21 protein-coding genes, 1 pseudogene and 1 other annotated feature are annotated in these 25,557 nt (G+C 37.0%); of the genes and pseudogenes, 17 read left to right on the top strand and 5 right to left on the bottom strand.

Annotated elements, in window-relative coordinates; translation table 11 throughout:
- Positions 1 to 50 precede the first annotated feature (50 nt).
- Complete coding sequence (locus ACE1MS_RS12215) at positions 51 to 1,868, top strand: DNA ligase D (protein ID WP_198695941.1); 1,818 nt, start codon at positions 51 to 53, stop codon at positions 1,866 to 1,868.
- Between the two features lie 51 nt (positions 1,869 to 1,919).
- Here the strand turns inward: ACE1MS_RS12215 and ACE1MS_RS12210 are convergent, their stop codons facing one another.
- Entirely contained in the window at positions 1,920 to 2,882 is a 963-nt protein-coding gene (locus ACE1MS_RS12210) for an MBL fold metallo-hydrolase (RefSeq protein ID WP_289448953.1), read from the bottom strand.
- Between the two features lie 136 nt (positions 2,883 to 3,018).
- On the opposite strand from ACE1MS_RS12210, the gene ACE1MS_RS12205 reads away from it, so the two are divergent.
- The 7 genes from ACE1MS_RS12205 (at position 3,019) to ACE1MS_RS12175 (ending at position 9,466) form a co-directional block, all read left to right on the top strand.
- Positions 3,019 to 4,494 (top strand): methyl-accepting chemotaxis protein, encoded by a 1,476-nt coding sequence (locus tag ACE1MS_RS12205; protein WP_036161818.1) that lies wholly within the window; start codon positions 3,019 to 3,021, stop codon positions 4,492 to 4,494.
- Between the two features lie 188 nt (positions 4,495 to 4,682).
- Complete coding sequence (locus ACE1MS_RS12200; protein WP_012294669.1) at positions 4,683 to 5,156, top strand: GNAT family N-acetyltransferase; 474 nt, start codon at positions 4,683 to 4,685, stop codon at positions 5,154 to 5,156.
- A 46-nt stretch (positions 5,157 to 5,202) separates the two neighbouring features.
- Positions 5,203 to 5,862, top strand: coding sequence for a hypothetical protein (locus ACE1MS_RS12195; protein WP_197224569.1), 660 nt, complete (start codon positions 5,203 to 5,205; stop codon positions 5,860 to 5,862).
- Between the two features lie 739 nt (positions 5,863 to 6,601).
- Positions 6,602 to 7,120 (top strand): PadR family transcriptional regulator, encoded by a 519-nt coding sequence (locus tag ACE1MS_RS12190; protein WP_036161815.1) that lies wholly within the window; start codon positions 6,602 to 6,604, stop codon positions 7,118 to 7,120.
- Positions 7,121 to 7,276: 156 nt separating this feature from the next.
- On the top strand, positions 7,277 to 8,398 hold the full coding sequence (locus ACE1MS_RS12185) for an ABC transporter permease (RefSeq protein ID WP_197149555.1): 1,122 nt from the start codon (positions 7,277 to 7,279) through the stop codon (positions 8,396 to 8,398).
- The gene (locus ACE1MS_RS12180; RefSeq protein WP_447402373.1) at positions 8,399 to 9,112 is read left to right on the top strand and encodes an ABC transporter ATP-binding protein; all 714 of its coding nucleotides are present in this window, start codon (positions 8,399 to 8,401) and stop codon (positions 9,110 to 9,112) included.
- Between the two features lie 33 nt (positions 9,113 to 9,145).
- A complete protein-coding gene (locus ACE1MS_RS12175) occupies positions 9,146 to 9,466 on the top strand; it encodes a heme oxygenase (RefSeq protein ID WP_447402372.1) in 321 nt (106 codons plus the stop codon).
- Between the two features lie 236 nt (positions 9,467 to 9,702).
- Here ACE1MS_RS12175 and ACE1MS_RS12170 read toward each other — a convergent pair whose 3' ends face one another.
- Positions 9,703 to 10,092, bottom strand: a complete 390-nt coding sequence (locus tag ACE1MS_RS12170; RefSeq protein WP_012294664.1) for a hypothetical protein — start codon at positions 10,090 to 10,092, stop codon at positions 9,703 to 9,705.
- A 328-nt stretch (positions 10,093 to 10,420) separates the two neighbouring features.
- On the opposite strand from ACE1MS_RS12170, the gene ACE1MS_RS12165 reads away from it, so the two are divergent.
- A complete protein-coding gene (locus ACE1MS_RS12165; RefSeq protein ID WP_012294663.1) occupies positions 10,421 to 10,981 on the top strand; it encodes a hypothetical protein in 561 nt (186 codons plus the stop codon).
- 1,322 nt (positions 10,982 to 12,303) lie between these two features.
- On the opposite strand, the gene ACE1MS_RS12160 is transcribed toward ACE1MS_RS12165, so the two are convergent.
- Positions 12,304 to 12,753, bottom strand: coding sequence for a hypothetical protein (locus ACE1MS_RS12160; protein ID WP_099805899.1), 450 nt, complete (start codon positions 12,751 to 12,753; stop codon positions 12,304 to 12,306).
- 262 nt (positions 12,754 to 13,015) lie between these two features.
- Here ACE1MS_RS12160 and ACE1MS_RS12155 point away from each other — a divergent pair, with 262 nt between their 5' ends.
- The 3 genes from ACE1MS_RS12155 to ACE1MS_RS12145 all read left to right on the top strand — a co-directional run bounded on the left by ACE1MS_RS12155 (position 13,016) and on the right by ACE1MS_RS12145 (position 18,488).
- Complete coding sequence (locus tag ACE1MS_RS12155; RefSeq protein WP_447402371.1) at positions 13,016 to 13,159, top strand: hypothetical protein; 144 nt, start codon at positions 13,016 to 13,018, stop codon at positions 13,157 to 13,159.
- Between the two features lie 881 nt (positions 13,160 to 14,040).
- Positions 14,041 to 16,746 carry an aconitate hydratase AcnA gene (gene acnA, locus ACE1MS_RS12150; RefSeq protein WP_099805897.1) on the top strand — a complete coding sequence of 902 codons (2,706 nt, stop codon included), beginning with the start codon at positions 14,041 to 14,043 and terminating at the stop codon, positions 16,744 to 16,746.
- 281 nt (positions 16,747 to 17,027) lie between these two features.
- A complete protein-coding gene (locus tag ACE1MS_RS12145; RefSeq protein ID WP_447402370.1) occupies positions 17,028 to 18,488 on the top strand; it encodes a DUF6612 family protein in 1,461 nt (486 codons plus the stop codon).
- Between the two features lie 57 nt (positions 18,489 to 18,545).
- Here ACE1MS_RS12145 and ACE1MS_RS12140 read toward each other — a convergent pair whose 3' ends face one another.
- Entirely contained in the window at positions 18,546 to 19,130 is a 585-nt protein-coding gene (locus ACE1MS_RS12140) for a DJ-1/PfpI family protein (protein WP_447402369.1), read from the bottom strand.
- Positions 19,131 to 19,268: 138 nt separating this feature from the next.
- On the opposite strand from ACE1MS_RS12140, the gene ACE1MS_RS12135 reads away from it, so the two are divergent.
- The 5 genes and pseudogenes from ACE1MS_RS12135 to ileS all read left to right on the top strand — a co-directional run bounded on the left by ACE1MS_RS12135 (position 19,269) and on the right by ileS (position 24,898).
- Positions 19,269 to 19,715, top strand: a complete 447-nt coding sequence (locus ACE1MS_RS12135) for an Lrp/AsnC family transcriptional regulator (RefSeq protein ID WP_031416066.1) — start codon at positions 19,269 to 19,271, stop codon at positions 19,713 to 19,715.
- 345 nt (positions 19,716 to 20,060) lie between these two features.
- On the top strand, positions 20,061 to 20,612 hold the full coding sequence (locus ACE1MS_RS12130; protein WP_447402368.1) for a hypothetical protein: 552 nt from the start codon (positions 20,061 to 20,063) through the stop codon (positions 20,610 to 20,612).
- A complete protein-coding gene (locus ACE1MS_RS12125; protein WP_227256849.1) occupies positions 20,609 to 20,848 on the top strand; it encodes a hypothetical protein in 240 nt (79 codons plus the stop codon). Before ACE1MS_RS12130 ends, ACE1MS_RS12125 begins: the two co-directional genes overlap by 4 nt.
- Positions 20,785 to 21,266 (top strand): annotated as a pseudogene (locus ACE1MS_RS12120) (DUF2785 domain-containing protein). The gene ACE1MS_RS12125 and the pseudogene ACE1MS_RS12120 overlap by 64 nt, the downstream one beginning before the upstream one ends.
- A 243-nt stretch (positions 21,267 to 21,509) precedes the next feature.
- Positions 21,510 to 21,746: a binding site (T-box leader), on the top strand.
- Between the two features lie 59 nt (positions 21,747 to 21,805).
- Positions 21,806 to 24,898 (top strand): isoleucine--tRNA ligase, encoded by a 3,093-nt coding sequence (gene ileS / locus ACE1MS_RS12115; RefSeq protein WP_447402367.1) that lies wholly within the window; start codon positions 21,806 to 21,808, stop codon positions 24,896 to 24,898.
- Positions 24,899 to 24,939: 41 nt separating this feature from the next.
- Here ileS and ACE1MS_RS12110 read toward each other — a convergent pair whose 3' ends face one another.
- Positions 24,940 to 25,542: a LysE/ArgO family amino acid transporter gene (locus ACE1MS_RS12110; protein ID WP_447402366.1), complete on the bottom strand. Its 603-nt coding sequence runs from the start codon at positions 25,540 to 25,542 to the stop codon at positions 24,940 to 24,942.
- Between the last annotated feature and the right edge of the window lie 15 nt (positions 25,543 to 25,557).

Below are 25,557 nucleotides of genomic sequence, written 5' to 3'. Positions count from 1 at the left end.
AATCGAAATCATCAAACACTGTAGATAAAAAGCAAGGTAGGTATTGTGACATGAAACCAATGCTTTTAACGGAAGCAAATGAAATTCCAATAGGGGATGACTGGCTTTATGAAACGAAATATGATGGCTTTCGATGCCTCTTAATATGGGATGAGCAACCGATACTTATTAGTAGGAACGGGCGTAATTTAAATCATTCGTTTCCTGAAATTATAGATTATTGTCACCAAATACATGCTTCAGTGAAAGCATTTTTACCACTCATTTTTGATGGGGAGCTTGTGTATTTAAGCAATCCATATAAAAGTGAATTTTCTGTTGTCCAGCAAAGAGGGAGAATGCAAAATCAAGATGTCATTGCAAAGCATGCTCAAGCCTTCCCCATGAGGCTTCTCGTGTTTGATATGTTAATGATCAAAGGGGAATCGTTTAGCAACCGTTATTTAAAAACTCGTAAAGAGCAATTGGCAAAGCTAGCAGCAAAGGTAAAGCTTCCCAATGTAGATGATCAAGATGGAAAGGCCATACAAATTGTGCAGGCTAAGGAGGAAAGTAATATTTTATGGCAGGCGATTAAGGTCTATAATGGGGAGGGCATGGTTGCCAAGAAGAAAACTAGTAAATGGCTGGATAACACACGTTCAAGCCATTGGTTGAAAATTAAAAACTGGCGTTATGTGACGGTCATTGTGACGCAATATGATCATAGTAATGGCTATTTCCAAGGTTCCATTTATGACGGAGGAAATTTACGAGAGGTTGTTACATTTAAACATGGCATGAAGGAGGAAGAGCATCAAACACTCGTTGCCTTTTTTCAGGCTCAGGGGCAACGTAAGAAAGAATTGTGGGAGTTAGAGCCTTCTATTTGTGTTGATATTGCCTGCATAGATTTTGATGGTAGTAAGCTCCGAGAACCAAAATTTCATGCCTTTCGATTGGAATTAACACCAGATATTTGCCAATGGCAGCATATGCAGCGACAGCTGTTTCCTATTCCTGAAACAGTTCCTATAACACATCCTGATAAACCTGTATGGCCAGAAATAGGTGTAACAAAGGATCATTATTTATCGTACTTACAAAGTGTTTCGCCCTATTTATTGCCATTTCTTCAAGATCGCCCATTAACTTTAATACGCTATCCACATGGTGTTCCTGGGGAAAGCTTTTATCAAAAAAGTAGACCAGATAAATTACCTGATTTTGTAGGCACAGCGATGATGGATGAGATTGATTATATGGTCTGTAATAATCTTGAAACATTGTTATGGCTGGGCAATCAATTAGCATTAGAGTGGCATATTCCATTTCAAACACGACAAACTATGAATCCGACAGAGATTGTCTTCGATTTAGATCCCCCTTCAACGGACCATTTTTCTTTGGCGATTGCAGGGGCACTAGATTTAAAAGGAATTATTGATTATTTTCAGCTACAATCATTTGTCAAAACTTCAGGCGGGAAAGGGTTACAGCTCTATATCCCGTTACCAGCAAATAAATTTACCTATGAGGAGGTTCGCGTTTTTACTGAATTTGCTTGTCGTTTTTTATGCCAACAAAAGCCACATTTATATACAATCGAGCGATTTAAAAAAAATCGCCATAATAAATTATATTTAGATTATGTGCAGCATGCTGAAGGTAAGACGATAATTGCCCCTTATTCCACTCGTGGAAATGAATTAGGCTTAGTCGCAACGCCACTCCATTGGGAAGAGGTTAATGACGATTTAAAACCCTATTATTTTTCGATTCCTGCTGTTATGGAGCGAATGAAGAAAATAAGCAATCCCTTTAAATACTTTCGTGAAGTAGGGGAACAACAGGACTTTCAAGCAGTTTTAGATCGTATAAATGAATAATGCTCATCAGGTCAAGAAGTATTGTAAGCTACTTCTTGACCCTTTTTATGATTAAAGTGTAACCTGTGCTTTCACTTTTTCTAAATAATCCAATATTCCCATCGCTGACACAATCGTATCGAATGGAATGGTTTGATAGACAGGGTGGTCGGGTGATAGACCATTTGCTTGTAAGTAGCTAAATAACAGCTCCCTTAATCGAGCATCTAAATCGCGAATTTGTTCCTGGAGCTGGCTGGATGCTCCTTGTGCTTTACGGCCTTCTTCTAAAAAAAGAGGTGTCCAATAACGTACTTGACGATAGGCCTCTGCTGGATTTTTATAAGCTCCATAATGGCCAAAATATAATTCGCTTGCCTGTAGCTTTTCGTACAATTGAATGGAATGCTCCATCGTTTCAGGATTGTATTGATTTGGGGAAGTGGAAGGTATGATTAGATCAATTGCTTCACCGTCCATTTCTGGGTAACGTACACCTGTTGTATCCCCAACAAAAAGACCGTTAGTAGCGGAATAAAGCATAGAAACATGATGTTTTGCATGGCCCTCTGTATGATAAAACGTTAAATGATGTTGTCCTAAATGGAGTTGTTGTTCATGACTTACTTCTATAATTCGGGCTGCATCGATCGGCACAATCGGATGAAAAAGGCGGTCAAATTCGGTCCCATAAACGCCTTTAGCGCTGGAAATGAGTCTGCCCGGATCGATCATATGGGCCGACCCTCTAGGATGAACAACTAATTTAGCATGAGGGCAGCTCTGTAAAAATAAGCCTGCACCACCGGCATGGTCTAAATGAATATGTGTCACAATGACGTAGTGAATATCCTCTAAAGCGATATTTAATTCCTTTAATCCTTCCATAATGTATGGAACGGATGGACTAGCAGACGTTTCAATTAAGGTTATTTTTTCATCAATTAATAGATAGGAGCTTGTTCGTTGCTCTCTATTTAGATCATGCGTATCAATACAATAAAAATTTGTGGCGATTTGTTGGACTCTGCTCAAAAGAATTCCCCCTTTAATTTCAATAATGTGAAGTATATGCTCTAAAAGTCAATTTTTAGCTACAAAAAGTAGTAGTTATACTATATAATAATAGAAAATCAAACTGAATGTCCATTCATTTTTTAGGGGGATCATTATGGAGAACAAAATTCGTTATGATACAAGGAAAGTGCACCGAGTTAATTTGGCAATAATATCGATTTTAGCCATTCTAATTTGTGGACCTATGATTATATCAAAAGGAATACTATTTTTATTTGTCGGACTAGCCGTTATCGCCTTAGCTATATGCAATTATTTTTTGCCGATAAAAGCTTATGTAAAAGGGTTTATCTTTGGTCTTATTCCATCAAGTATAGTGTTTACATTATTTTTGCTAGATAGTTTTTCATTGAATAAACATTATATTTTGCTGTGCACCATTGCCATTATCGCGCTTTATTTTAAAAAGGAATTAATTGTGTTTTTTGGGTTGCTAACTAACATTAGCTTTATCATTTTATATTTGGTCAATTCTTCATCTTTATTAGGGCCCTTTGATGACATCATTGTTTTCATCACTCTTCTAGCGATTATGAACGGTGTCATTATTGCTTTTTATTTACTTGCTAAATGGGGGAATGAGCTTATTAAACATGCTGAAATTCAGCAAAATGAAGTCCAAGCTTCTTTCAATCAATTACAAAATACATTTCAGGAAATCGAGAAAAGCAGTCAGGCTTTGGACGAACATGTGACGCAATTCCAGCAAACCATGCAAAGTATTTCTGGCTCTAGTAAACAAATATTATTAGCCACTGAGGATATTTCTGCCAGTATTCAGCAAGAGGCTTCTAGTTTGCAAATGATTCATGTCACTATGAGTGATTCTGTTCATTTTGTAAATGAAACGTTGACGATTTCAAAGGACACAGTGGAGAAATCTACTGAACTTCAGCAAGAGGTTTTGGCAGGATGGGCTAAAATGCAGGACGCGATGGCTCAAATGAGCGTGATGAGTCATGCCATGAGCTCAACCGGAGAAACCGTCAACGAGCTTCAATTCAGTTTGCAAACGGTGGATAGCTTGCTACAGGGGATCACACATATTGCGCAGCAGACAAATTTATTGGCACTAAATGCAGCCATTGAAGCTGCTAGGGCGGGGGAACATGGTAAGGGATTTGCTATTGTAGCGGAAGAGGTACGAAAGCTAGCGGAGGAAAGTGCTGCCATTACGGTCAGTATTACGAATGTGACGAAAACGTTGTTTGAGAAAGCGACGGAGGCTCATCAACGTTCTGATGATGGTGAAAAAGCATTACAGCACGGGGAACAGCTTTTACAGGATGTCAGTTATTTCTTTAATAGTTTAAAGGAATCATTTACGCAAACGAATACAGACTTGACAAGGGGGATGCACGAATTAAGCAGTGCCATCTTACAATTTGAGGCAATCCAATCTCAAATTGAAAAGCTGAATAAAATGACAGAGCAAAATGCATCATCAACAGGTGATATAGTGCATTCAGTGGAGGACGAAAATAAGCTCTTAGTGAAGATGACGGATACGACAAATCGTATTCAGACTTTAAGCGATACATTAAAATCATTGGTTATGGCAAAGATTTGAAGGAGAGATTGAAATTGAAATAACTGGTAGGTTAAAATAACAGTATGATTAAACATCTTAGATGGAGGGTATAGTGTTGTTAGTCATCTGAGATATCCGAAGGACAAATTAAAGTCATATGCATCGGTAGCTTGACCTACATAACGATGTCCAGTTAAAAGGTGAAGTTGAAAGGGAGGAAGGATACCATGAACATTCGTAGCTTACAGAGTGCAGATTATTATACTTTATTGCCAGTAATTAATGAGTGGTGGGGCGGAAGGAATATGTCAGATAAACTGCCTAAATTATTTTTCGATCACTTTACGAACACAAGCCTCATCATGGAAAAGGATGGCGAGATCATTGGTTTTCTTGTCGGTTTTTTATCACAATCCAACACAAATGAAGCGTTCATTCATTTTGTAGGGGTTCACCCTGATTATAGAAAACAGAATATTGCAAAAAGGTTATATGATGTATTCTTTCATGTGGTGAAACAGTATCACCGTAATATCGTTAAGTGTGTTACATCCCCTATAAATGAAGTATCCATTGCCTTTCACAAAAATTTGGGATTTAGAATGGAGAAAGGTGACAAGGTGATGGATAATATGTCTATCCATAGTGATTATAGCGGCGAAAATCAAGACCGTGTGTTATTTTATAAAATTCTATCGTAATTTCCTTGAATGACCTTGCATATAGTCCCCAATAAGGGGGCTATAGATGTTTATCCAAAAACTATTTACCTTATGGTTTCTTATTTCCATCATTGTTAGTGTCGTCTTTTTCTTTTTTTCCCATACGCCTATTCAAAATGCTGAGAAATCAAATGCGTCTCTATCGCAACCTAGCAACGATGAACTATTAGGTTATATGCAACATTATCAATTTCTTATTAGTGATATTGTCATAGCCCTGCAAAAAGAATCTTATAGCTTTCAATTAGACTATGCTGTCCTGCCAAATGGGAAAATGGAGCTCCTTGTGTCTATACCTGAAACAATCAATCAGCTGTCCAAACAAAAAATAGAGGAAACGATACTTGATTGTATTCAAAAAAATGATTTAAACCCGATATCGTTTCAAATAACAATTAAAAATCTTTATGATCCTGTAGCCACTGACTCGACCAGGCTTAGCTATAATGATGTTATGGCTCATTTATTTGAAACGATGACTGCACAACATGTTGGTGTCTTCAGTATCGACCACACGATGACATCAGAACATGTCCACATCATCATCAATTTAACAGAAGAGAAGGATGATGTAATTCAAAAGGAAGTTCGACAAGTAGCCGAGGATGTTATAAAGCAGCATCAATTTGATATACAGCAATTCTATATTGAAATACAAAATAAAATGTTTGCGTACCATAAATGAATAAGGAGATGTGTGCTTCGAGCGCTCATATTCAAATGCCTAGCCTTTGTAGCAAGAAAAGGGATATACCCTTGCCATCGTAACAGGTGTAAAAAGCATCCTAAAGATTTAGGAGCTGCATTTGTAGAAAATCAGCGGTTGATAGTATACATATTTTTTCACGCACTAGCAAGTATATCAAAATAGCATTTAAGTAGTAAAAGGAGACAACGTTTACTGTCTCTTCCTCTACGAAAGCACCTCGCTAATTGAAGAAGAACAGCGACGTTTATTAAACAATCGCGCTCGTTGTCTTAATTAGGGACTGTCACCAAAATGAATTATTTATTCTCGACCTATCTACAATGCATCCATTTTTACATAAACAGAAAAACACCACAAGTTAATAACATACTTATTAATCCCACACCTCGGCCCCTATTATCCACCAAACAACGGATTTAGTGGATGTCTCTTTTCCTTCTTTCCTCTATGCTTTTTTTCATTGACATAAGGACAAAAAGTCCAGCTACGATTAAACCAACTGATATCCAAAGTAACAATTTCATTTTAACATCTCATTTTTTATAGTTTGCTATCTACGAATGGCACCAAATATAGATGTTATTTTTCTAGATAATAAAAGTTCCCTTTCTTTATAGCACCATTAACGGATCAAGCACGAAATTAACACTCAATTGACTACAGATAGAATTTAAGAGAGAATATATAAAGAATGCTGAAAGAAAGGAGGATTTCTGTGGAACATCGCTCACTAATTCTGCTTGGGTTATTAATGGGACAAAGTCAACATGGATATCAAATTAATGAATTTATCGAAAGAAACTTAAGTACAGTTACAGATATGAAAAAGCCAACCGCTTATGCTACTCTGGATAGACTAAATCAAAAGGGTTATATAGATATTCAATTAGTGCAAGAAGGAAATAGACCTACCCGAAAAGTGTACTCTATAAATGAAAGCGGCCGAACGTATTTTTATCAATTATTATTGGATAATCTATCCTCTGCAGAAAGTGTTAATTATCAAGGAGATATTGGGTTAATGTTTATTGATTTCCTTCCTATGGATCAAGCAATCCCGGCCTTGCAAGAACGATTAAAGAAAAACAAAAAACGCATAGATGTATTTAAGGAAACGCCAGCACATGGGATACGTACCGGTGTTAATCTAGCGGTCGAACATAAAATTATTATGCTAGAAGCAGAAATAGTCTTTCTTGAAAAAACTATTCAAAATTTTAATCATTCGGATTAAATAGTATATCCACAAAAAAAGGAACCAAAGAGGGTTCCTTTTTTTATTTGAGTCAAAAATAAAATTATATAGTCACGCTTGACTAATCAAAAAGAAACTATTAGAATTCAATTAGTCAAACGTGACTATATATTAATGATAAAGGAGTGTCGTACATTGTTTCTTGCTATGAAAGAATTAAAGTATGGTAAATTACGCTTTCTGATGATTGGCGTTATAACTATTCTAATTGCTTGGCTAGTATTCATACTATCAGGATTAGGTAACGGCCTGTCTACTCTTAGTGCAGCAACCTTTAAAAATATGGATACCGATTATGTAACCTTTGAAGAGGGATCAAGAGCCTCTATGAGCCGATCGTTATTAAGTGAAACATTAACAGGGAAACTAGAAAGCCAACCTCATGTTTCAGCGGTATCAGCAATGGGTGCCACTATGGGAACAGTAACAAATAATTCGAGTTCGAATAAAAATGAAAAAGTAGATATTGCCATTCTAGGAATCAATCCAGGTAGTTTTCTGGAACCTACTGTAGAAGAAGGAAAGCCCCTCGATGCAAATCAGTCTTTGGAAGTAATCGCGAATGATACTTTAAAGAAAAAGGGATTTAAAATTGGTGATACGTTGAAAATAGAAGGATCATTAGAAGAGTTGAAAATTGTCGGGTTTGTAAAAAATGAAACATACAATCATTTACCTGCAATTTTTACTACCTTAGATAAATGGCGCTCCATTCAATTTGCAGCACCTGGTTCTGATAAAGGGATTGAAAAACCTGTAAACGCAATTATGCTGCAAGGGGAGGAAATTGACTCCGAGAAACTAAATCAGGTCTTCAAAAATACTGAAACAGTAACTAAGGCCAAAGCCATACAGGGAATGCCCGGTTATAAAGAAGAGAATGGCACAATTATGATGATGCTTGCTTTCCTTTTGGCCATTTCGGCATTTGTACTGGGGGTATTCTTCTACGTACTTACCTTGCAAAAATCAAATCAGTTTGGCATATTGAAGGCCATCGGCGCCAGCAATCGTTTCCTCGGGAAAGCTATTGTATCCCAAGTATTTCTATTATCATTCATTAGTATTGCAGCAGGAATCTTGTTAACCTATGGGACAGCCCTTATTCTTCCTGATGAAATGCCATTTTCACTTGACCTTAAGTTAGTTGTCCTTTATGCCCTGTTCTTACTTGTCATTTCTATTTTAAGTTCATTAGTTTCAGTTAGGAAAATTACAAAAATAGACCCACTTCAAGCGATTGGGAGGATGGAATAAATGTCAGGTATACAATTAAAAAATGTCTCCAAACTGTATCAACAGGGGGGAAATCAAGTTCTTGCCCTTGATAATATATCCCTAACTGTGGAACAAGGTGAGTTTATAGCTGTTATTGGTCCATCAGGTTCGGGTAAAAGTACCTTTCTTGCCATTGCAGGCGCCTTACTCCAATCATCTGAAGGTGAAGTTATTCTTAACGGCAAAAGCCTTAATCAGTTAAACCAAAAGAACTTAGCTCAATTGCGGCTGGATGAAATAGGATTTATCCTACAAACTAGCAATCTTGTGCCTTATTTAACTGTTCTTGAACAATTACTTGTAGTAAAAAGAATGTCAGGGAAACTTTTAAAACAGGATAAGGAGTATGCAAAGGAGTTATTGCAAAGTCTGGGTTTAACAGAAAAACTGAATAAGTTGCCAGAACAGTTATCTGGAGGAGAACGCCAACGTACGGCAATTGCCCGCGCATTTATAAACAGCCCGTCTATTATTCTGGCAGATGAGCCAACAGCTAGTCTGGATTCAAAAAGAGCTCATGAAGTGGTTCAACTCATAGCTATACAAGCAAAAACAAGAAACAAAGCAGCAATTATGGTTACCCATGACGAACGAATGCTTGAATACTGCGATAAAGTGTATCGAATGGAAGATGGCAAACTTAAACATGATGAATCTTTTAAAAACTTGAAAATTACCTCTACTAAAGGATAGAAATGTTTATAGAAAATTTAGGAGGACTAATCAATGATCATTGTAACAAACAGAATTAAAACGAAATTAGGTTTTGCTGCAAAAATGGCGCCCATGTTCACTAGGTCAGGTCCCTTACAAAAAACAGAAGGTTTTATAAAAGTGGAGGTTTTAATTGCTAAAAATCTAACCGGATTTGATGAACTGAATGTAAATATGTATTGGAACACGATTGAAGACTTTACTCAATGGAAAAATAGCGCTGCTTTTAAAGAAACCCATGCAGGGTCAAATAACACGGAACAGGAATCTCCAATTTTGGGAAGTGAAATTATTTTTTCAGAGGCTGCTTCGGCTTTAGAGCCAATTGCATAATGCTATACAATATTTACTCCACGACCGATTGTGGAGTAAGAAAACATTAGATTCATTTTATTGTTGTAATAAATAGGGTCATTTGTAGTAAAAAGAGGATAGATAGAGCGAATTTTATTTAAGCTCTTCTATCCTTTTAATGTATATACATTTGATGTGTGATATTTACTAAGTTTTTCTATTTAAAAAGCATCAGTTTTAACTTGGACTTGTAATCATTAACTGATTCCTTTTGCTTAATGAATGAAATTTTGAGGAATACATTCACGAACACCAGAATTTCTTAACGAGTTAAATAGGGCTGCACTGATTCTTAATAGAACATGGTTATCAGTGCCATTTTCTAAATCATAGATGACGAAGTAGGAATTATCCACCGAAAAAATACATTTTCGTTCTAAGTCAAACCCAGGTGGTACAGGTGGAAGCTTTAAAACGGGTACAACTACAGGTGTATCTCCTTCTTCTCTAATAAATCTGAAAGTTTGTCGGTCAATCTCATAGATATTTACTGGGTCAATCTCCACACCTTTATCTGGAACTGTAATTTCATCTTCAACTATTAGAAAAAAGCGCTCGTTCCGAAAGTTGAAAAGACTTCTTGCTCCAATTTCAAATGATGCCATTTTATTTTCACCTCCATTCCTATAAATAGGTTATTCGTATGGAATAAGATTCTTTGGACTATAAGGAAGGTAGAGTGAAAAATTATAAATAGAAATATTACTAAGAGTTGCTTTTACTACAGAAGCATACGTTGAACCATATACATTGTTATTTTCAATCGTGACAATATAATTCTATAGAACGAAAAGTAGAATGATTTATTCACTTCCATACACACTTACTAGCAATTGATAAAAAGTATTTACTATATTAATAAATATTTTTTTTAAAATAGTTATAGTGAAATCCCTTCACATTCTGTATATTTGTGTAGGAGGAGGAGATTTAATGGCAAGAAAATGGATGTTACCATTACTTTTATTAGTAAGTGTTCTGATGGTTGCGTGTAGTCAGGATCAAGAAAAAGAGAGCAATAAGGGTGGGGAAGTAGAAGTAACCATTCCAGCTTTATTTTTCGAGGGACAGGATATTGATTCTGTTATTTCAAAGGCGAAAAATAGTGGAATTAAGGAAGTCATTAAGAATGATGATGGTTCTTTAACGTATAAAATGTCTAAACCTGAGCACGAAGAAATGATGAAAGGCTTAAAAGAAGGTATTTTAGCAAGTGTAGATGAAATTAAAGCTAGTCAAGATTACAAATCTGTTAAAGATATTACTTATAATAAATCCTTTTCAGAATTCACACTTTCTGTAAACAAGAAAGAGTTCGACGGTAGTCTTGATACAATGGCCTCAGTTGGACTTGCTTTAACAGGTATGTACTATCAATTATTTAATGGTGCAGACGTTGAAGATTATAAAGTCACAGTAATTTATAAAGATGCATCTAGCGGAGAAGTATTCAATACCATTGTTTATCCAGATGATGTAAATAAGAAGAAGTAATAAAAAGAAAACCTACATAGGTATATAGGAACGCTGTTGCCAAAAGTCGTTGAGACCCATTCTCGATGACTTTTGGCATTTTTCTCTTCTATAGCCAAATTTTAATGAAAAGATTAATCAAAGACATGCCGATCGTTTACATTGGATGTTTTATCCTTACTAGAACATAAGTTTTTTGGACAATCCTTTTAGTAGATCAGTATGGCTAAAAAAACTATTCTAAAAGAAAGAAATTCTAAAATATGCTCTAAGTAGGTTGAGCTGCAGAAGGTGATTGAGGCTGATGAAATGATAAAAGCAGAAGTTTCAGAGGACATATGATGTTATAGATGTCTTGCTTAAGAGAAAATAATGATTGAACCATCATTGTATCCCACAAGGTCCTTCTGCCTGATTGAGCAGGCAAAGGGAAACGTTGATTATTTTTCCTTTCGGGGTTTTCTAAGGTACGAAAAGGACATAACAGAAAGTCCTATAAAAAAGAATAGTATCGCAACATATTTATTTGGAATAAGTGAATTGTAATCGAGGGAACCTGTTAATCTTCCCATTCCACTTGAAATTAAGAGGGCAGCTGAAATAAATATGATATGTTTAATTATAGAATACTGTGTTTTCATTGCATATAAACTCCTAATATTTGGGTCATTAACTTATAAAAGGATAACATAATTGGGTAATGTTTGAAAATGTAGATTTATTCATGTAGTGCATAATATAAATACTGAATATTTCAACATAGAAAGTAGTGGCAAACGGCGAATAGGCAAGTTCTTGCACCTTTTTATACAGGTAACGTAAAAATGGGTGTAACAGTATTTTTACTTGTTTGGTTTGTTCTTCACTTTGCATAAAATTGTGTATATTTCTTAACGTTGTAAATCCATATAAATCTGATGGAACCCCATGTTTGCGGGAGATATGATAAATCCATGCAATTTATTAGGAAAAGTAAATTAGTTTAAACTAGTTTACTTTTTTGAATCAGAATTACTAAGGGTCATCTTAGCTGCGTGAAAAGAGCCAATTACAACGAGAATTAAGAGTGTACTTCCATACACTCGAAAAGCACTTCGCACTTGGGTTGGAACGGTATACATGGTATATATGACAAAGTAGAACTATATGGAGAACGAAATAATAGGGATATCGCTAAAAAAAGATAAAAATCCTGTTACATGGGTAGCCATACTATTGCCCTGCTTAATAGACATAAAATTCCGATTTTTGAAGTTAGGGAGTATTTACATCAAAAAAAGGGACAGTTAACCGTCCCTCTTTTGATGTAAATACTTATTCACTTCTTCCCAATGAAAAAACTCTTACTCAATGACTATATCAATAGTTTGTTTAATTATTTCAACATTTTCAGCAGAGAATTTGACAACTAATTCATATTTTCCTGGAGTTAGTTTTTTTGTATCTACTGCTATAGGATACTCTAGTGCTTCATTAGGCTTTAATATTATTTTATCGCCTATTTTTCGTTTAGGAATATCATATATCAATGATTCAGGCAGGATATATTCCATGCTTCCTTCTGTTCTTTGTAACGAGAGACTTATATCATTTATTTTACTAAATATAATTGTAATTGGTTCTGTTTCAGCAGATGTAACTGAAAAATTAAATTTATTTATTGGAGTATTTTCAGATTCAAGTTTGAGTTCTCCAATTAAATGTAATTTTTTTTCTTGGTCATCATTATTAATTAATAAATATGAAATCAATACTACGACAATTAATACTAAAAACAAAATTATTTTTTTCAATTTAACCACCTCATTTAGGTATTTTTGTCTATATACTTTACGTTTTCATTATACCGTAATTTGATATTAATTCTAAATATGGAAGAATAATGGCATAAATTAAAAAATTTGCATTTAACTTTTCGGATTATTTTTATTTGTTACTCTCGGTACAAGTAATGCTTTTGCGTCAGAAGGTTTAACACAAGAAGAAGAAATTCTATTAAATGAAGTAGGGTTAGAAAATGAAGATTTAGAAATATTACCTTTGGAACAACTTAGAATGTTTATAGCAGAAGGTGCAGAAGTTGTATTAGAAGAGTCTGAAATAGTAACTTTTAATGAAATCCCTACTTTTGAAGAAGGGAGAATTACTACATTTGGAAGTATTAGTGAAAGTAACTTAAAATCACTGGTAAAGCAGTGAAATTATCTAATAATCATTAAATTGGTAAAATCCAATAATAGTTATATAGAAAATTTAGAGTTTTAAAAAGCACCTATACGCAAATATTTATACATGTGTTGTAGCGTCACAAAAAAGCTAATAGAAGTTAATAAAGAGGTAGCCGTCTTACTTCTAATAATGAGCTAATTGAAACTAATAGTCTGCAAAACCTAGAGGTCTTGAACGCCATTGTCCTGTTTGAAAACGAGTTTCATGTGTTAAAAAAGATGATTCAAGAGCGCCTGCAGTTTATGGTTGGTTACTGATTGGGTTATTTTTATATGCGGTATGATATCAATGTACCAATTGACAGCTTCGTTATAATCAACATAAAAGTGGTTATCACGTGAAAATCGTCCACTTCCATTTGGTTCAGTCAAATAGGTTGCTATAGCAGGTGAAGATAATAAAATTGTATCGATATTGTGGGATGTTATCAGTACATAAAAAGTGCCACAGGATGTGGCAAAGAAATAATATTAACTTTAAGCACTTTAAATTTTTTCTTCTATATTATATAAAATAGTACAGTCTAAACTTTTTTACATTTTCATTTTACTAATGGGGGTACCTTTTTTAAAAAAAACCCAGCAAGTGCCCCACAAAGTACCCAGTTAAATACATTTAAATACACTTAGTTAGATAGTATAGAATCCCTCATAAATACAAACCCTTTTTATTATGTACATCAAAAATAAAAGCATCAGGGTAGAAACCAAGGTCATAAGTAATGCTTATCAAAAAAGATAATATTAATGTAATTTACTTATGAATATAAATACGTTATCATGGGTATTGGAGAAAAGATGCTACACTTTTATAAAGCCTTTTCAAAAAGATATATTTAGGGGGATCCGCAAATGGCACAAGGTAATTTACACAACAGCCGTGCATCATTCGAAGTGAATGGTAAAACTTACAATTACTATGACTTAGCTGCGATTGAAAAAGCTGGCGTTGCAAAAGTTTCAAACCTTCCTTACTCAATTAAAGTATTATTAGAATCTGTTTTACGTCAATATGATGCATATGTAATTAAAGAAGAGCACGTAAACGAATTAGCAAAATGGGGCAATGGTGCTGATCCAGAAGCAGAAGTACCATTCAAACCTTCTCGCGTTGTATTACAAGACTTTACTGGTGTACCAGTAGTTGTTGACCTTGCATCTCTTCGTTCAGCAATGAAGGAAATGGGCGGCGACCCAAGCAAAATCAACCCTGCTATTCCAGTTGACCTTGTAATTGACCACTCAGTACAAGTTGACAAATATGGTAATGCATCTGCATTACAAGCAAATATGGACCTAGAATTTGAACGTAATGCTGAGCGTTATAACTTCTTAAAATGGGCTCAAACTGCTTACAATAACTTCCGTGCTGTACCACCAGCAACAGGTATCGTTCACCAAGTAAACTTAGAGTACTTAGCTCCTGTTGTACACGTAAACGAAAATGCTGATGGCACATTCGAAACATTCCCAGATTCAGTAGTAGGTACTGACTCTCATACAACAATGATCAACGGTATCGGCGTTCTTGGATGGGGCGTAGGTGGTATCGAAGCTGAAGCAGGTATGCTTGGTCAGCCTTCATACTTCCCAATCCCAGAAGTTATCGGTGTTAAATTAGTGGGCGATCTACCTAACGGAACTACTGCTACTGACTTAGCATTAAAAGTAACACAAGTATTACGTCAACGTGGCGTAGTTGGTAAATTCGTTGAGTTCTTCGGACCTGGCGTATCTAAATTACCACTAGCTGACCGTGCGACAATCTCAAACATGGCTCCTGAATATGGTGCTACATGTGGTTACTTCGCAATTGACGAAGAATCATTAAACTACATGCGTTTAACAGGTCGTGACGAAGAGCACATCGCGGTTGTTGAAGCTTACTTAAAAGCAAACCACATGTTCTTCGATCCATCTTTAGAGCCAGTTTACACTGACGTGTTAGAAGTAAACTTAGCTGATATCGAACCAAACCTTTCTGGTCCTAAACGTCCACAAGACTTAATTCCACTATCTCAAATGCGTTCTCGTTACAAAGAAGCAGTAGTGGCACCACAAGGTACACAAGGTTTCGGTTTAACTGAAGACGAATTCGCAAAAACTTCTGTAGCTAAATTTGCTGAAGGCGATGTAGAAATTCCAACAGGTGCTGTTGCAATTGCTGCGATCACTTCTTGTACAAATACATCTAACCCATACGTATTAATTGCTGCTGGATTAGTTGCGAAAAAAGCTGTAGAAAAAGGTCTTACAGTACCTAAATGGGTAAAAACTTCTTTAGCACCAGGTTCTAAAGTTGTAACTGGTTACCTTGAAGATTCAGGTTTACAAACATACCTTGACCAAATCGGCTTCAACACTGTAGGTTACGGCTGTACAACATGTATCGGTAACTCAGGTCCATTATTACCAGAAATCGAAGATGCTATTAAAGCAAAAGACTTATTCGTAACATCTGTTCTTTCTGGTAACCGTAACTTCGAAGGTCGTGTACACCCACTTGTAAAAGCTAACTACTTAGCTTCTCCACCACTTGTTGTTGCTTATGCACTTGCTGGTACAGTGGATATCGATCTACAAAAAGATTCATTTGGTAAAGACAAAGATGGTAACGAAGTATTCTTCGCTGATATCTGGCCTTCAACTGAAGAAGTAAACGCAGTATTAGGTACTGTTGTTAACCGTGAGCTATTCCAAAAAGAATACGAAACTGTATTCACAGCAAACGAAAAATGGAATGCAATTGAAACATCAACTGAGTCTCTATACACATTTGATGATAAATCAACTTACATTCAAAACCCACCATTCTTCCAAGGTCTTGCGAAAGAACCAGAAGCTATTAAAGGCTTAGACGGTTTACGCATTATGGCGAAGTTCGGTGACTCAATCACAACTGACCATATTTCTCCAGCTGGTGCAATCGGTAAAGATACACCTGCAGGTAAATATTTAATTGAAAACGGTGTTGCTATCCGTGACTTTAACTCTTATGGTTCTCGTCGTGGTAACCACGAAGTAATGATGCGTGGTACATTTGCAAACATCCGTATCCGTAACCAAGTTGCTCCAGGTACAGAAGGTGGTTTCACTACTTACTGGCCAACAGGTGAAGTAGAGTACATCTATGACGCATGTATGAAATACCAAGAGCAAGGTACTGGCTTAGTCGTACTTGCTGGTAACGACTACGGTATGGGTTCTTCTCGTGACTGGGCTGCGAAAGGTACATTCCTACTTGGCGTGAAAACTGTTATCGCACAATCTTACGAGCGTATCCACCGTTCTAACTTAGTAATGATGGGTGTTCTTCCACTTCAATTCATGCCAGGTGAATCTGCTGAAACATTAGGCTTAACTGGTAAGGAAGAAATCTCTGTAAACATTACTGATAACGTGAAACCACGTGAAATCTTAACAGTAACTGCTAAATCTGAAGACGGCACAGTTAAAACTTTCCAAGCTTTAGCTCGTTTCGACTCGGAAGTAGAAGTAGACTACTACCGTCATGGTGGTATCCTACAAATGGTTCTACGCGCAAAAGCTGCTGAGTAATCATGACATTAGAAAGCCGATCTCTTAGGAGGTCGGCTTTTTTTGTTTGGCGCTCATCAAGAGGAGGAAAAGCAACGGATAGAGCGACCGAAGTGGCAGATAGAGAATTTCTCCTAAAATGATGGATAGAGCGGCAAAAGTGATGGATAAAGCACAAAATGTGACAGATAGAGAGAACAAAGAAGCTCGAATATTTCCAAATGCATAGCATTTTCCCAAATATTTATATACTATTAAAATGTAAGCCTTTAAATTTTTACATAAATGGGGGAAGATTTATCATGACAAAGAAAAATAAAAAGTTTTTTACGGTGGCAACTACGGCAGTGGCCTTGACGGCTGTAGCAGTTGTACCTGCATCGGCAGCTAGTCCATTTTCAGATGTGAGCGAAGATTATGCACATTTTAAAAGTATATCTACATTACATGCAGCAGATATAATTAATGGATTTCCTGATGGAACCTTTAAGCCAACATTGGACGTAACACGCGGACAAGCAGTGAAGATGATTGCAGGGGCTTTCGATCTTACAACAACGGATGTTGAAAATCCGAATTTCAAGGATGTCGATTCAACTAGTCCATACTATAAGGCGATTGTTACATTGGTTAATTTAGGTATTGTAAATGGCTATGAGGATGATACTTTCAGACCTGATGAGACGATTACGCGTGGACAGATGGCGGTTATGGTGGCACAGGCAACAGGCTTAACAGCAGAAGGAAAAAGTCCATTTACGGATGTACCTCAAACTAGTCCATTTGCAGATGCTGTAACGGCATTGCATGAAGCAGGAATTGCGAAGGGCGTGACGGCAACAGAATTCGGGGTGGATAAAAATGTAACGCGTGGTCAGTTAGCAACATTTATTGTTAACGCCTTAGGCTTAGAACAGCCTTCAACTGGGGAAGATAAGGAGCCGGTAACGGAAGAAAAGCCTGAAGTAAACGATCAAGCATTGCTAGAAGAAGTGTTTACTAAGGCTTTAGCTAAGCAAAAAGAGGTAAAAAGCATGAAGGCTTCTATGACGATTTCACAGTCTGTAGAAGCAAACGATGGTAAGGAAACCATGAAAATGGATTCTAAAGGCAATATGAAGATGGAGATTGTTACAGAGCCGATGCAATTCTTTGCAGATGGTACCATGTCACTAACAGATCCAACTAGTGGTGAAGCGATTAATTTACCCATTAAAATGTATATGACAGCTAAAGATGGTATGTATATGTATGAGGCAGACCAGAAGGCTTGGGTAAAATTCCCGAAACAATTATTTGACGACGTTCTAAGTCAAACAGGCATGCAACCAGATGCAGCGGAGCAATTAGAGATGCTTCAATCCTTTGCTGAGGATTTCACTTTAAAGGAAACAGCGAATCGTTATGAATTAACCTTGAAAGGTGCTGGTGATAAATTTACAGAGTTGGTGAAGCAGCAAATTGGTGCCATGGATTTAGGTATGGATGCTGATTTAGATAGCCAATTAGGCAATATGTCTTTTGATAGCCTCACATACAAATTGGTGATTAATAAAAAAACATTTGATGTAGAAGAAATTGCTATGGATATGACATTAGGTATGAAAGTAGAAGGCAATTCCATTAAAACAAAACAGCAAATGACGATCAAATATCATGATTTCAATGCTGTGACGACTATTACCATTCCAAAAGATGTGTTAGACAATGCGAAGGAAATCGATTTAAGCACAACTGAAACAGTACCACCAGTAAGCAAATAAACGTGAATCAAAAAGTAGGCTACGCCAAATATATGGTGTAGCCTACTTTTTTATCAATTAACGAAAGCCCATTAAGTCTTTTACTCTTGCTGTATTTGAGGTAGATGTCAGTGTTTCCAGTAAACAAAAGGCTACATCAAAGCCTGTTCCTGGATTGGAGGAAGTAATAATATGGTCTGTTTGTACAATTCGCTCGTTGACAACTGTCGCCCCAAAGCTTGCTAGCTGCGCTAATCGTTTACTAGTTGGATGATTGTAGGTTGTCGCCTGACGATTGTGGAGAATACCGCTATGTCCTAATATTAAGGAAGCCACACATATCGTTGCTATTGGTTTTTGCTGATCGTTAAAATGTCGAACAACTCTTTGAAATTCCTCGCTAAAGGCATCCTCATAAAATCCCGCTTCCTCAAAGCCACCTGGAATAGCCAAGGCATCAAAGTCGGCTAAATCAATTTCATGCAGCAATTTTTCAGGAGTGACCTTAAAATTCCATGTGCATTGAAGCTGTGTATGTAATCCTACCGTGACAACCTCTGTTGTTCCATCACCCTCCCATTTATTCCAACCTAGTACATCTGTAAAAACACTTGCTTCCACAGCCTCGAAGCCATTTGCTAAAAGTAACATTATTTTTTTCATTTGTTCTGCCTCCTTTATGCTTTTATTGTAATTAAAGAAGCTAATCGTTAACAGAAGCTATATAATGTAATTTAGATAAATCTCCTTATTAAAACAGGAATTATATAAATAAAAGTTAATTAAGAAAGGTGATTAATGGTGGATCAAATTGATATTCACATTTTACAGCAGTTACAGCAGAATGCTAAAATTTCGATGAAAGAATTAGCCGCTACTGTTCATTTATCTTCTCCGGCTGTAATAGAACGCGTCAAAAAGCTCGAGGAACAAGGTGTGATTGAAGGGTATCACACTAAAGTAAACATCAAAAAAATGGACCGAACGATTCAAGCGATTATTTTATTTAAATCCATCGATTGTAAAAGTCTATCTGCTTTTTGTAATAGCCACCCGGATGTACTCGAATGTTATCGCGTAGCAGGGGAGATTAGCTATATTGTCAAGCTAGCAACCTATTCTGTAGAAACATTAGAGCAATTTATTGATGCGACCATGCCCTATGGTACACCCTCTACTAATATCGTGTTATCTGCAAACGAAAAAATGGTGATTACACCTTTTACGGATCTTAACGATAATATGTAGGCTCAGGCGACTTCTGCAAAGCTTCCCTTTAGTAATGTCTTAAAAATGGTGATGGAGTGGAAGTGCCATATTACGAGACGAATGGCAAATCAGTATGAATGTGCACATCGACCAACATGTTCAATAACTAAGTCTGTTTCAAATGGCAGGCTTTTTTTTGTTTGTATCCAACCTTTTAATCTTTTCTGGTTTCAGTTACAATAGTTGTAATATTTTTCTAATTAAAGAGGTGGTCAGTTGATATTCGCTCTATTGGATAATGGGACTGCTTTTTTCCTAAGCCTGCCACTCCTACTCATTTATTTAAAAAGTAGGTCCCGGGATGAGTCCACTTGGCGCTGGTCGATGTCATTATGGATTGTTAATTACTTAGGCATTCGATATTTTGTCTCGTTTGGAGATGTGTTTTGGGTAGTCCTATGTTGGCAGTTACTATTTTTGTGGCCTATAAGTATTGCTATGTATATCCATTTATTCAACAAAGAAAAGAATTGGGCATTTTACATAGGTTTGAAGAAGAAGCATGTACTTCTTGTAGCGTCCTTCATGGTTCTATTCGGTGGTACTCTAGTTTATTCACTATTTCAGGCAAATGAGCAGGTAATTGCTTTTCACCGGCAGGTAATGGAAGAAATTGAGTCTAATCCGGATCGTCAAGAATATTTAATGTATCATACAATTGCACCTTCTACACTTCTTGGTGTAACCGATGATATAGCTGAGGTTCGTAGAGGGCAAATATATGCTTCCACCTTACCCTGGCGTAGCAGGGTAATTCTGCACACGGATGATTGGCAAAAGGAATTTACATATGTCCGTTTTAATAATGGTTGGAAGTTAGAGGGGCTCTACCGGGAGAACATAACCATAAGGAATAAAGGGGAGTTTGACAATTGATACAGGATATATTGATGGCAGGTGATTTAAAAGATAAGCTAAGCACAATAAAACAGCGTCAAACAACATGGGAACAAGTGAATCAAGAACAGCTATTACAGTCCATGCTAGCCCATATCGGCTCGACCGATAGTGAGCTAAGAGATACCTATATTTATAGTGGCTTCTATGAATGGATACTCGAAAAAAATTTGTTAGATATCGTTATAGGACAGACCTCTGGCATTACTGCTTGAACCATTTATTATGGAAAGATATTGAGGAAGTGGCATCAGATGGGGTCTTTACTAGTTCCTTTACAACTTTATTGGTTGCATTTATTTTAGCAAGAGATTTAGAGGATGATTTTTTAACGCAGGACAGGATAGACGAAGGTCAAACAAAATTACTGGCTTATGTAAAAGAAGAAATGGATGGAAGGGCTTTGTACCTGGCAAGGGATGGGCGCATAGTGTAGCACATGTATCAGGTGCGATCGATGAACTTGTGAAAAATCCTAAAATAAAGAAAACTGCCTATGTTGATATGTTACATGCATTAGGGTCCATTTATTTACAGCCTCAATATATCTTTATTCATGATGAGGATGAAAGGCTGTTAGTACCCATTTTTGCGATGTTGGAGCGAGGCTTAGCACAAAATGAGGTAGTCTGATCATTCCAGTAAATTCCATCAATCCTATCCACATTAAAAGATTAAGTGGACGAAGAGTATTTTTATCATGTAAGGTTTAATAGTAAAACATTGCTAAAGAGCTTTTTTATTCAAACGAATCACCAAGCTCAGTATGCAACCTTGCATCGAAGCATTATCACTTGTCTAAATGAGATTAATTAAGATTGTCCACCGTTGACAGACAATTGGTAAATCTGATAAGATGAGTGACAATAAAAGCATACAAATTCGTTGATGAGAAAAAGTAATGTTTCATTTTGTTCTACAGAGAGCCGACATTTGGTGGAAGTCGGTGTGCAGGTGTTACATGAAAATCCTCTCTGAGAAGGTTGGCTGAAAACAGTAAGCTAACCCGGGTGTCTACCGTTAAAAAGAACACGTATGATAGTACGTTGCTGAGTGCTATTGACTGGCGTCAATAGAATTAGGGTGGTATTCGCGGTTAACCCCGTCCCTTTCTTGGGACGGGGTTTTTTGTATGCCTTTTATACAAAATAGAATTGTATAGGAGGAATTAAATGCAAACAGAACAAAAGAAAGAAACGACGCTTGAACGAGAAACACGGATACGGACATTGTGGGAGCAAGAGGGAACATTTTTAGCCTCTGTCACAAATCGAGCTGGACAGCAGCCCTTTGTATTTTATGAGGGACCACCGACAGCAAATGGTTTACCACATGTTGGGCATGCCTTTGGAAGAACGATTAAAGATGTAGTGGCCCGCTATAAAACAATGCAAGGTTTTTTTGTTGAACGAAAAGCAGGCTGGGATACACATGGTTTACCTGTAGAACTAGGAGTAGAAAAAGCCTTAGGTATCTCAGGGAAGCAGGAGATTGAGAAGTATGGAGTGGAGCGCTTTATTCAAGCGTGTAAAAATAGTGTTTTTACCTATGAACAGAAATGGCGTTCCTTTACAGAACAGCTTGGCTATTGGCTTGATATGGATGATCCCTATCTCACATTAAGCAATGATTATATAGAATCGGTGTGGCATATTTTAAGTCATGTTCATAAGGAACAGCTTTTATATAAAGGGCATCGTGTTTCACCATATTGCCCGAGTTGTCAAACATCCTTAAGCTCACATGAGGTAGCTCAGGGCTATAAGGATGTGAAAGATTTATCTGTCACAGCTATGTTTAAGCTTGCTGATTGTGATGAATATTTCTTAGGCTGGACCACAACACCATGGACATTACCCGCCAATGTAGCGTTGGCGATGAACCCATCTTTACAATATGTACGGGTAAAGCAAGGGGATCAGGTATTTATTTTAGCCAAATCTTTGGTTTCTAAGGTTTTCACTGAAGCTGTGGAAATTTTAAGTGAGCATACTGGGCAGGAATTTGCTGGTGTGTCTTATCAGCCACCATTTTCATATGTAACGGTTCATCAAGGTCATGTTGTCGTGATGGCTGATTATGTCACGGAGAATAGCGGTACAGGGATTGTGCATATTGCTCCAGCATATGGGGAGGACGATTATAAAACGGTTCAACAGCATGGCTTGTCCTTTGTCAATGTAGTGGATCTGAAAGGCTGTTACACAGAAGAGGTGCCAGAGCTTGTCGGACGATTTGTAAAAGATTGTGATGTGGACATTATAAAAATGCTTGCGAAAAAGGAGCTCTTATTTAGTAAAGAAAAATATGAGCATAGCTACCCGCATTGCTGGCGCTGTGATTCTCCATTATTGTACTATGCAACGGATAGCTGGTTTATCAAAATGACCGCTTTAAAAGAGCAATTATTACAAAACAATCAGCAAGTGACTTGGTATCCTAGTCATATTAAGGATGGGCGATTTGGCAACTTCCTCGAAAATATAGTGGATTGGAATATAAGCCGCAACCGCTATTGGGGTACGCCGTTGAATGTCTGGATTTGTCAGAATTGCGGTCATGAGGAGGCTCCTCATAGTATCACAGCGTTAGAAAAATTAGCCAAGGGAGCTGTCGATCAGCAAATAGAGCTTCATAAACCGTTTATTGATGAAATTGTTTGTACTTGTCCTACATGTCAAGGAGATATGACGCGGACACCAGAGGTAATGGATGTATGGTTTGACAGCGGCTCAATGCCATTTGCACAGCAACATTATCCATTTGAAGATGTCAAGGCTTTTCACAATCAGTTTCCAGCAGATGTTGTGATTGAGGGAATCGACCAAACACGTGGTTTTTTCTATAGCTTATTAGCGGTTTCGACGTTATTTACTGGAAAGCCTGCTTATAAACAGGTGTTATCGTTAGGGCATGTGTTGGATGAACATGGACAAAAGATGTCAAAAAGTAAAGGCAATGCATTAGAGCCTGTAGAGTTAATGGACCAATATGGGGCAGATGCATTACGTTGGGCATTTTTAGTTGATAGCTCTCCTTGGAATCCAAAGCGTTTTTCCAAAAAGATTGTGGTGGATGCCAAATCAAAGCTAGTGGATACATTGGATAATACATTTAAATTTTATCAGCTCTATGCCAACATTGATGGATTTACGTATGATGCTACAAATACTGGTACACGAACACCTTTAGATCAGTGGATATTGTCACGATTGCATCACACAATTCAGCTTGTGACGGCAGCTATGGATGAATTTCAATTTACGTATGCTACAAGAGAAATCGCACAATTAATGGAAGAACTAAGCAATTGGTACATTCGTCGATCACGTGCAAGATTTTGGGCACATGGGCTGACAGCGGATAAACGAGGTGCATTTAGTACCCTTTATGAGGTTTTAACGAACATTTGCCGATTACTTGCACCATTTACGCCCTTTATCACCGAAGATATTTACCGACAATTAACAGGCAAGAGTGTGCATGTAGAAGACTACCCAATCTACGAAGAAAAGCTTGTGAATCCTCAGCTGGAACAAGAAATGTCTACGGTTTTAACGGTTGTAGAGCTGGGTAGGAGTATACGTAATAGTCAAGGAATGAAGGTCAAACAGCCTTTAAGTGAGCTTATTGTTGAGGTGTCTGGAGAGCTGACTGGCTATCAAGCTTATAGCCAGTTAATACAAGAGGAATTAAACATTAAGGCTTGCATATGGACGCATGATTTTTCAGCTTATGAAAGTGTCCAATATAGGCTTAATTTTAAAACAGCTGGTACTGCTTTTGGTTCACAGGTCAATCAAGTAAAATCGTATATGATGACGTTAACGGATGAAGAGAAAGAACAGCTACAGCAAAATGGGGAAGTGCCCATCATAGTGGAAGAGCAACAGCTAACATTATTATCAAGTCATGTCATAGCTGAAGCGATTGTGAAAGACGACTATATTTTAGCTGAAGATAGCAAATGCCGTGTATTGATGAATGTTCAATTAACCGAGAGTTTGCTACAAGAGGGACAAATACGAGAATTAATTCGGTTCATCCAAGATTCTCGTAAAAAGTGGCAGCTGCCTGTTGAACAATATATATCCATCGCCTTTTGCGGTAGTGAAGAGGTACTTTCCGTCATTCAACAGCATGAAGCGTTATTACAAGCCAATGTACTAGTCAAATCCATACATTATGGCGAAGAATGGACAGAAGTGAGATCGGCAGAAACAGAGCTATTTGATGAAAAGCTCACTGTTTGTATCTCCTTATAAAAGAAATGCTCAGGATTCATCCTGAGCATTTTCTCTGTAGGTTACAGTAAGCCAAATGCTAGATAACAAGCTGTCGCCCAAATGAAAATCGCTGAGCATCTATTAAAAATTCTCATCACATTTCCGGAGCTATCAAGCTTTTGGAAAGAGGATCCAGTTACAGTAAGGCCAAAAAACCATAGCCAAGAAATAAGGACACATGCTGTAGTGAAGATGAATTGCTCTGTACCACTATATTTTAAGGCACTCGTACCAATCACCCCAATAGTATCTAAAATGGCATGTGGATTTAGAAGTGATACAGAAAGTGCAAAGAGAATTTGTTTTTTTACGGGAAGTGCCTCATTCTTATTGCCAGTTACTGGACTTGAACGCCAAATCGTATAGCCCATATAAAGTAAGAACAATATACCAACCGACATTAAAGTAATGCGTAACCATTCAAATTGTAAGACGATTATTGACAGACCAAATACCGCCAGTAATATTAGCAATGTATCGCAAATGGCAGCTGTCAAACTAGCTGGCAGCGCTCGCCATATAGTTGGTTGTGTAGCACCTTGAGAGAAAACAAAAACATTTTGTACGCCTAATGGCAAAATGAGACCAAATGCTAAAATGATGCCGTGAAGAAATGCTTCCAATGATTAATCCCTCCT

This window comes from Lysinibacillus sp. fkY74-1, assembly GCF_053165895.1.
Note: the sequence above shows the minus strand (reverse complement) of the source record. Positions and strands in the feature narration are given on the sequence as shown.

Coding starts and splice junctions, on each gene's coding strand:
- ACE1MS_RS12215 (WP_198695941.1), top strand. CDS start 51: ATGAAACCAATGCTTTTAACGGAAGCAAATGAAATTCCAATAGGGGAT.
- ACE1MS_RS12205 (WP_036161818.1), top strand. CDS start 3,019: ATGGAGAACAAAATTCGTTATGATACAAGGAAAGTGCACCGAGTTAAT.
- ACE1MS_RS12200 (WP_012294669.1), top strand. CDS start 4,683: ATGAACATTCGTAGCTTACAGAGTGCAGATTATTATACTTTATTGCCA.
- ACE1MS_RS12195 (WP_197224569.1), top strand. CDS start 5,203: ATGTTTATCCAAAAACTATTTACCTTATGGTTTCTTATTTCCATCATT.
- ACE1MS_RS12180 (WP_447402373.1), top strand. CDS start 8,399: ATGTCAGGTATACAATTAAAAAATGTCTCCAAACTGTATCAACAGGGG.
- ACE1MS_RS12175 (WP_447402372.1), top strand. CDS start 9,146: ATGATCATTGTAACAAACAGAATTAAAACGAAATTAGGTTTTGCTGCA.
- ACE1MS_RS12170 (WP_012294664.1), bottom strand. CDS start 10,092: ATGGCATCATTTGAAATTGGAGCAAGAAGTCTTTTCAACTTTCGGAAC.
- ACE1MS_RS12165 (WP_012294663.1), top strand. CDS start 10,421: ATGGCAAGAAAATGGATGTTACCATTACTTTTATTAGTAAGTGTTCTG.
- ACE1MS_RS12155 (WP_447402371.1), top strand. CDS start 13,016: ATGTTTATAGCAGAAGGTGCAGAAGTTGTATTAGAAGAGTCTGAAATA.
- acnA (WP_099805897.1), top strand. CDS start 14,041: ATGGCACAAGGTAATTTACACAACAGCCGTGCATCATTCGAAGTGAAT.
- ACE1MS_RS12145 (WP_447402370.1), top strand. CDS start 17,028: ATGACAAAGAAAAATAAAAAGTTTTTTACGGTGGCAACTACGGCAGTG.
- ACE1MS_RS12140 (WP_447402369.1), bottom strand. CDS start 19,130: ATGAAAAAAATAATGTTACTTTTAGCAAATGGCTTCGAGGCTGTGGAA.
- ACE1MS_RS12130 (WP_447402368.1), top strand. CDS start 20,061: ATGTCATTATGGATTGTTAATTACTTAGGCATTCGATATTTTGTCTCG.
- ileS (WP_447402367.1), top strand. CDS start 21,806: ATGCAAACAGAACAAAAGAAAGAAACGACGCTTGAACGAGAAACACGG.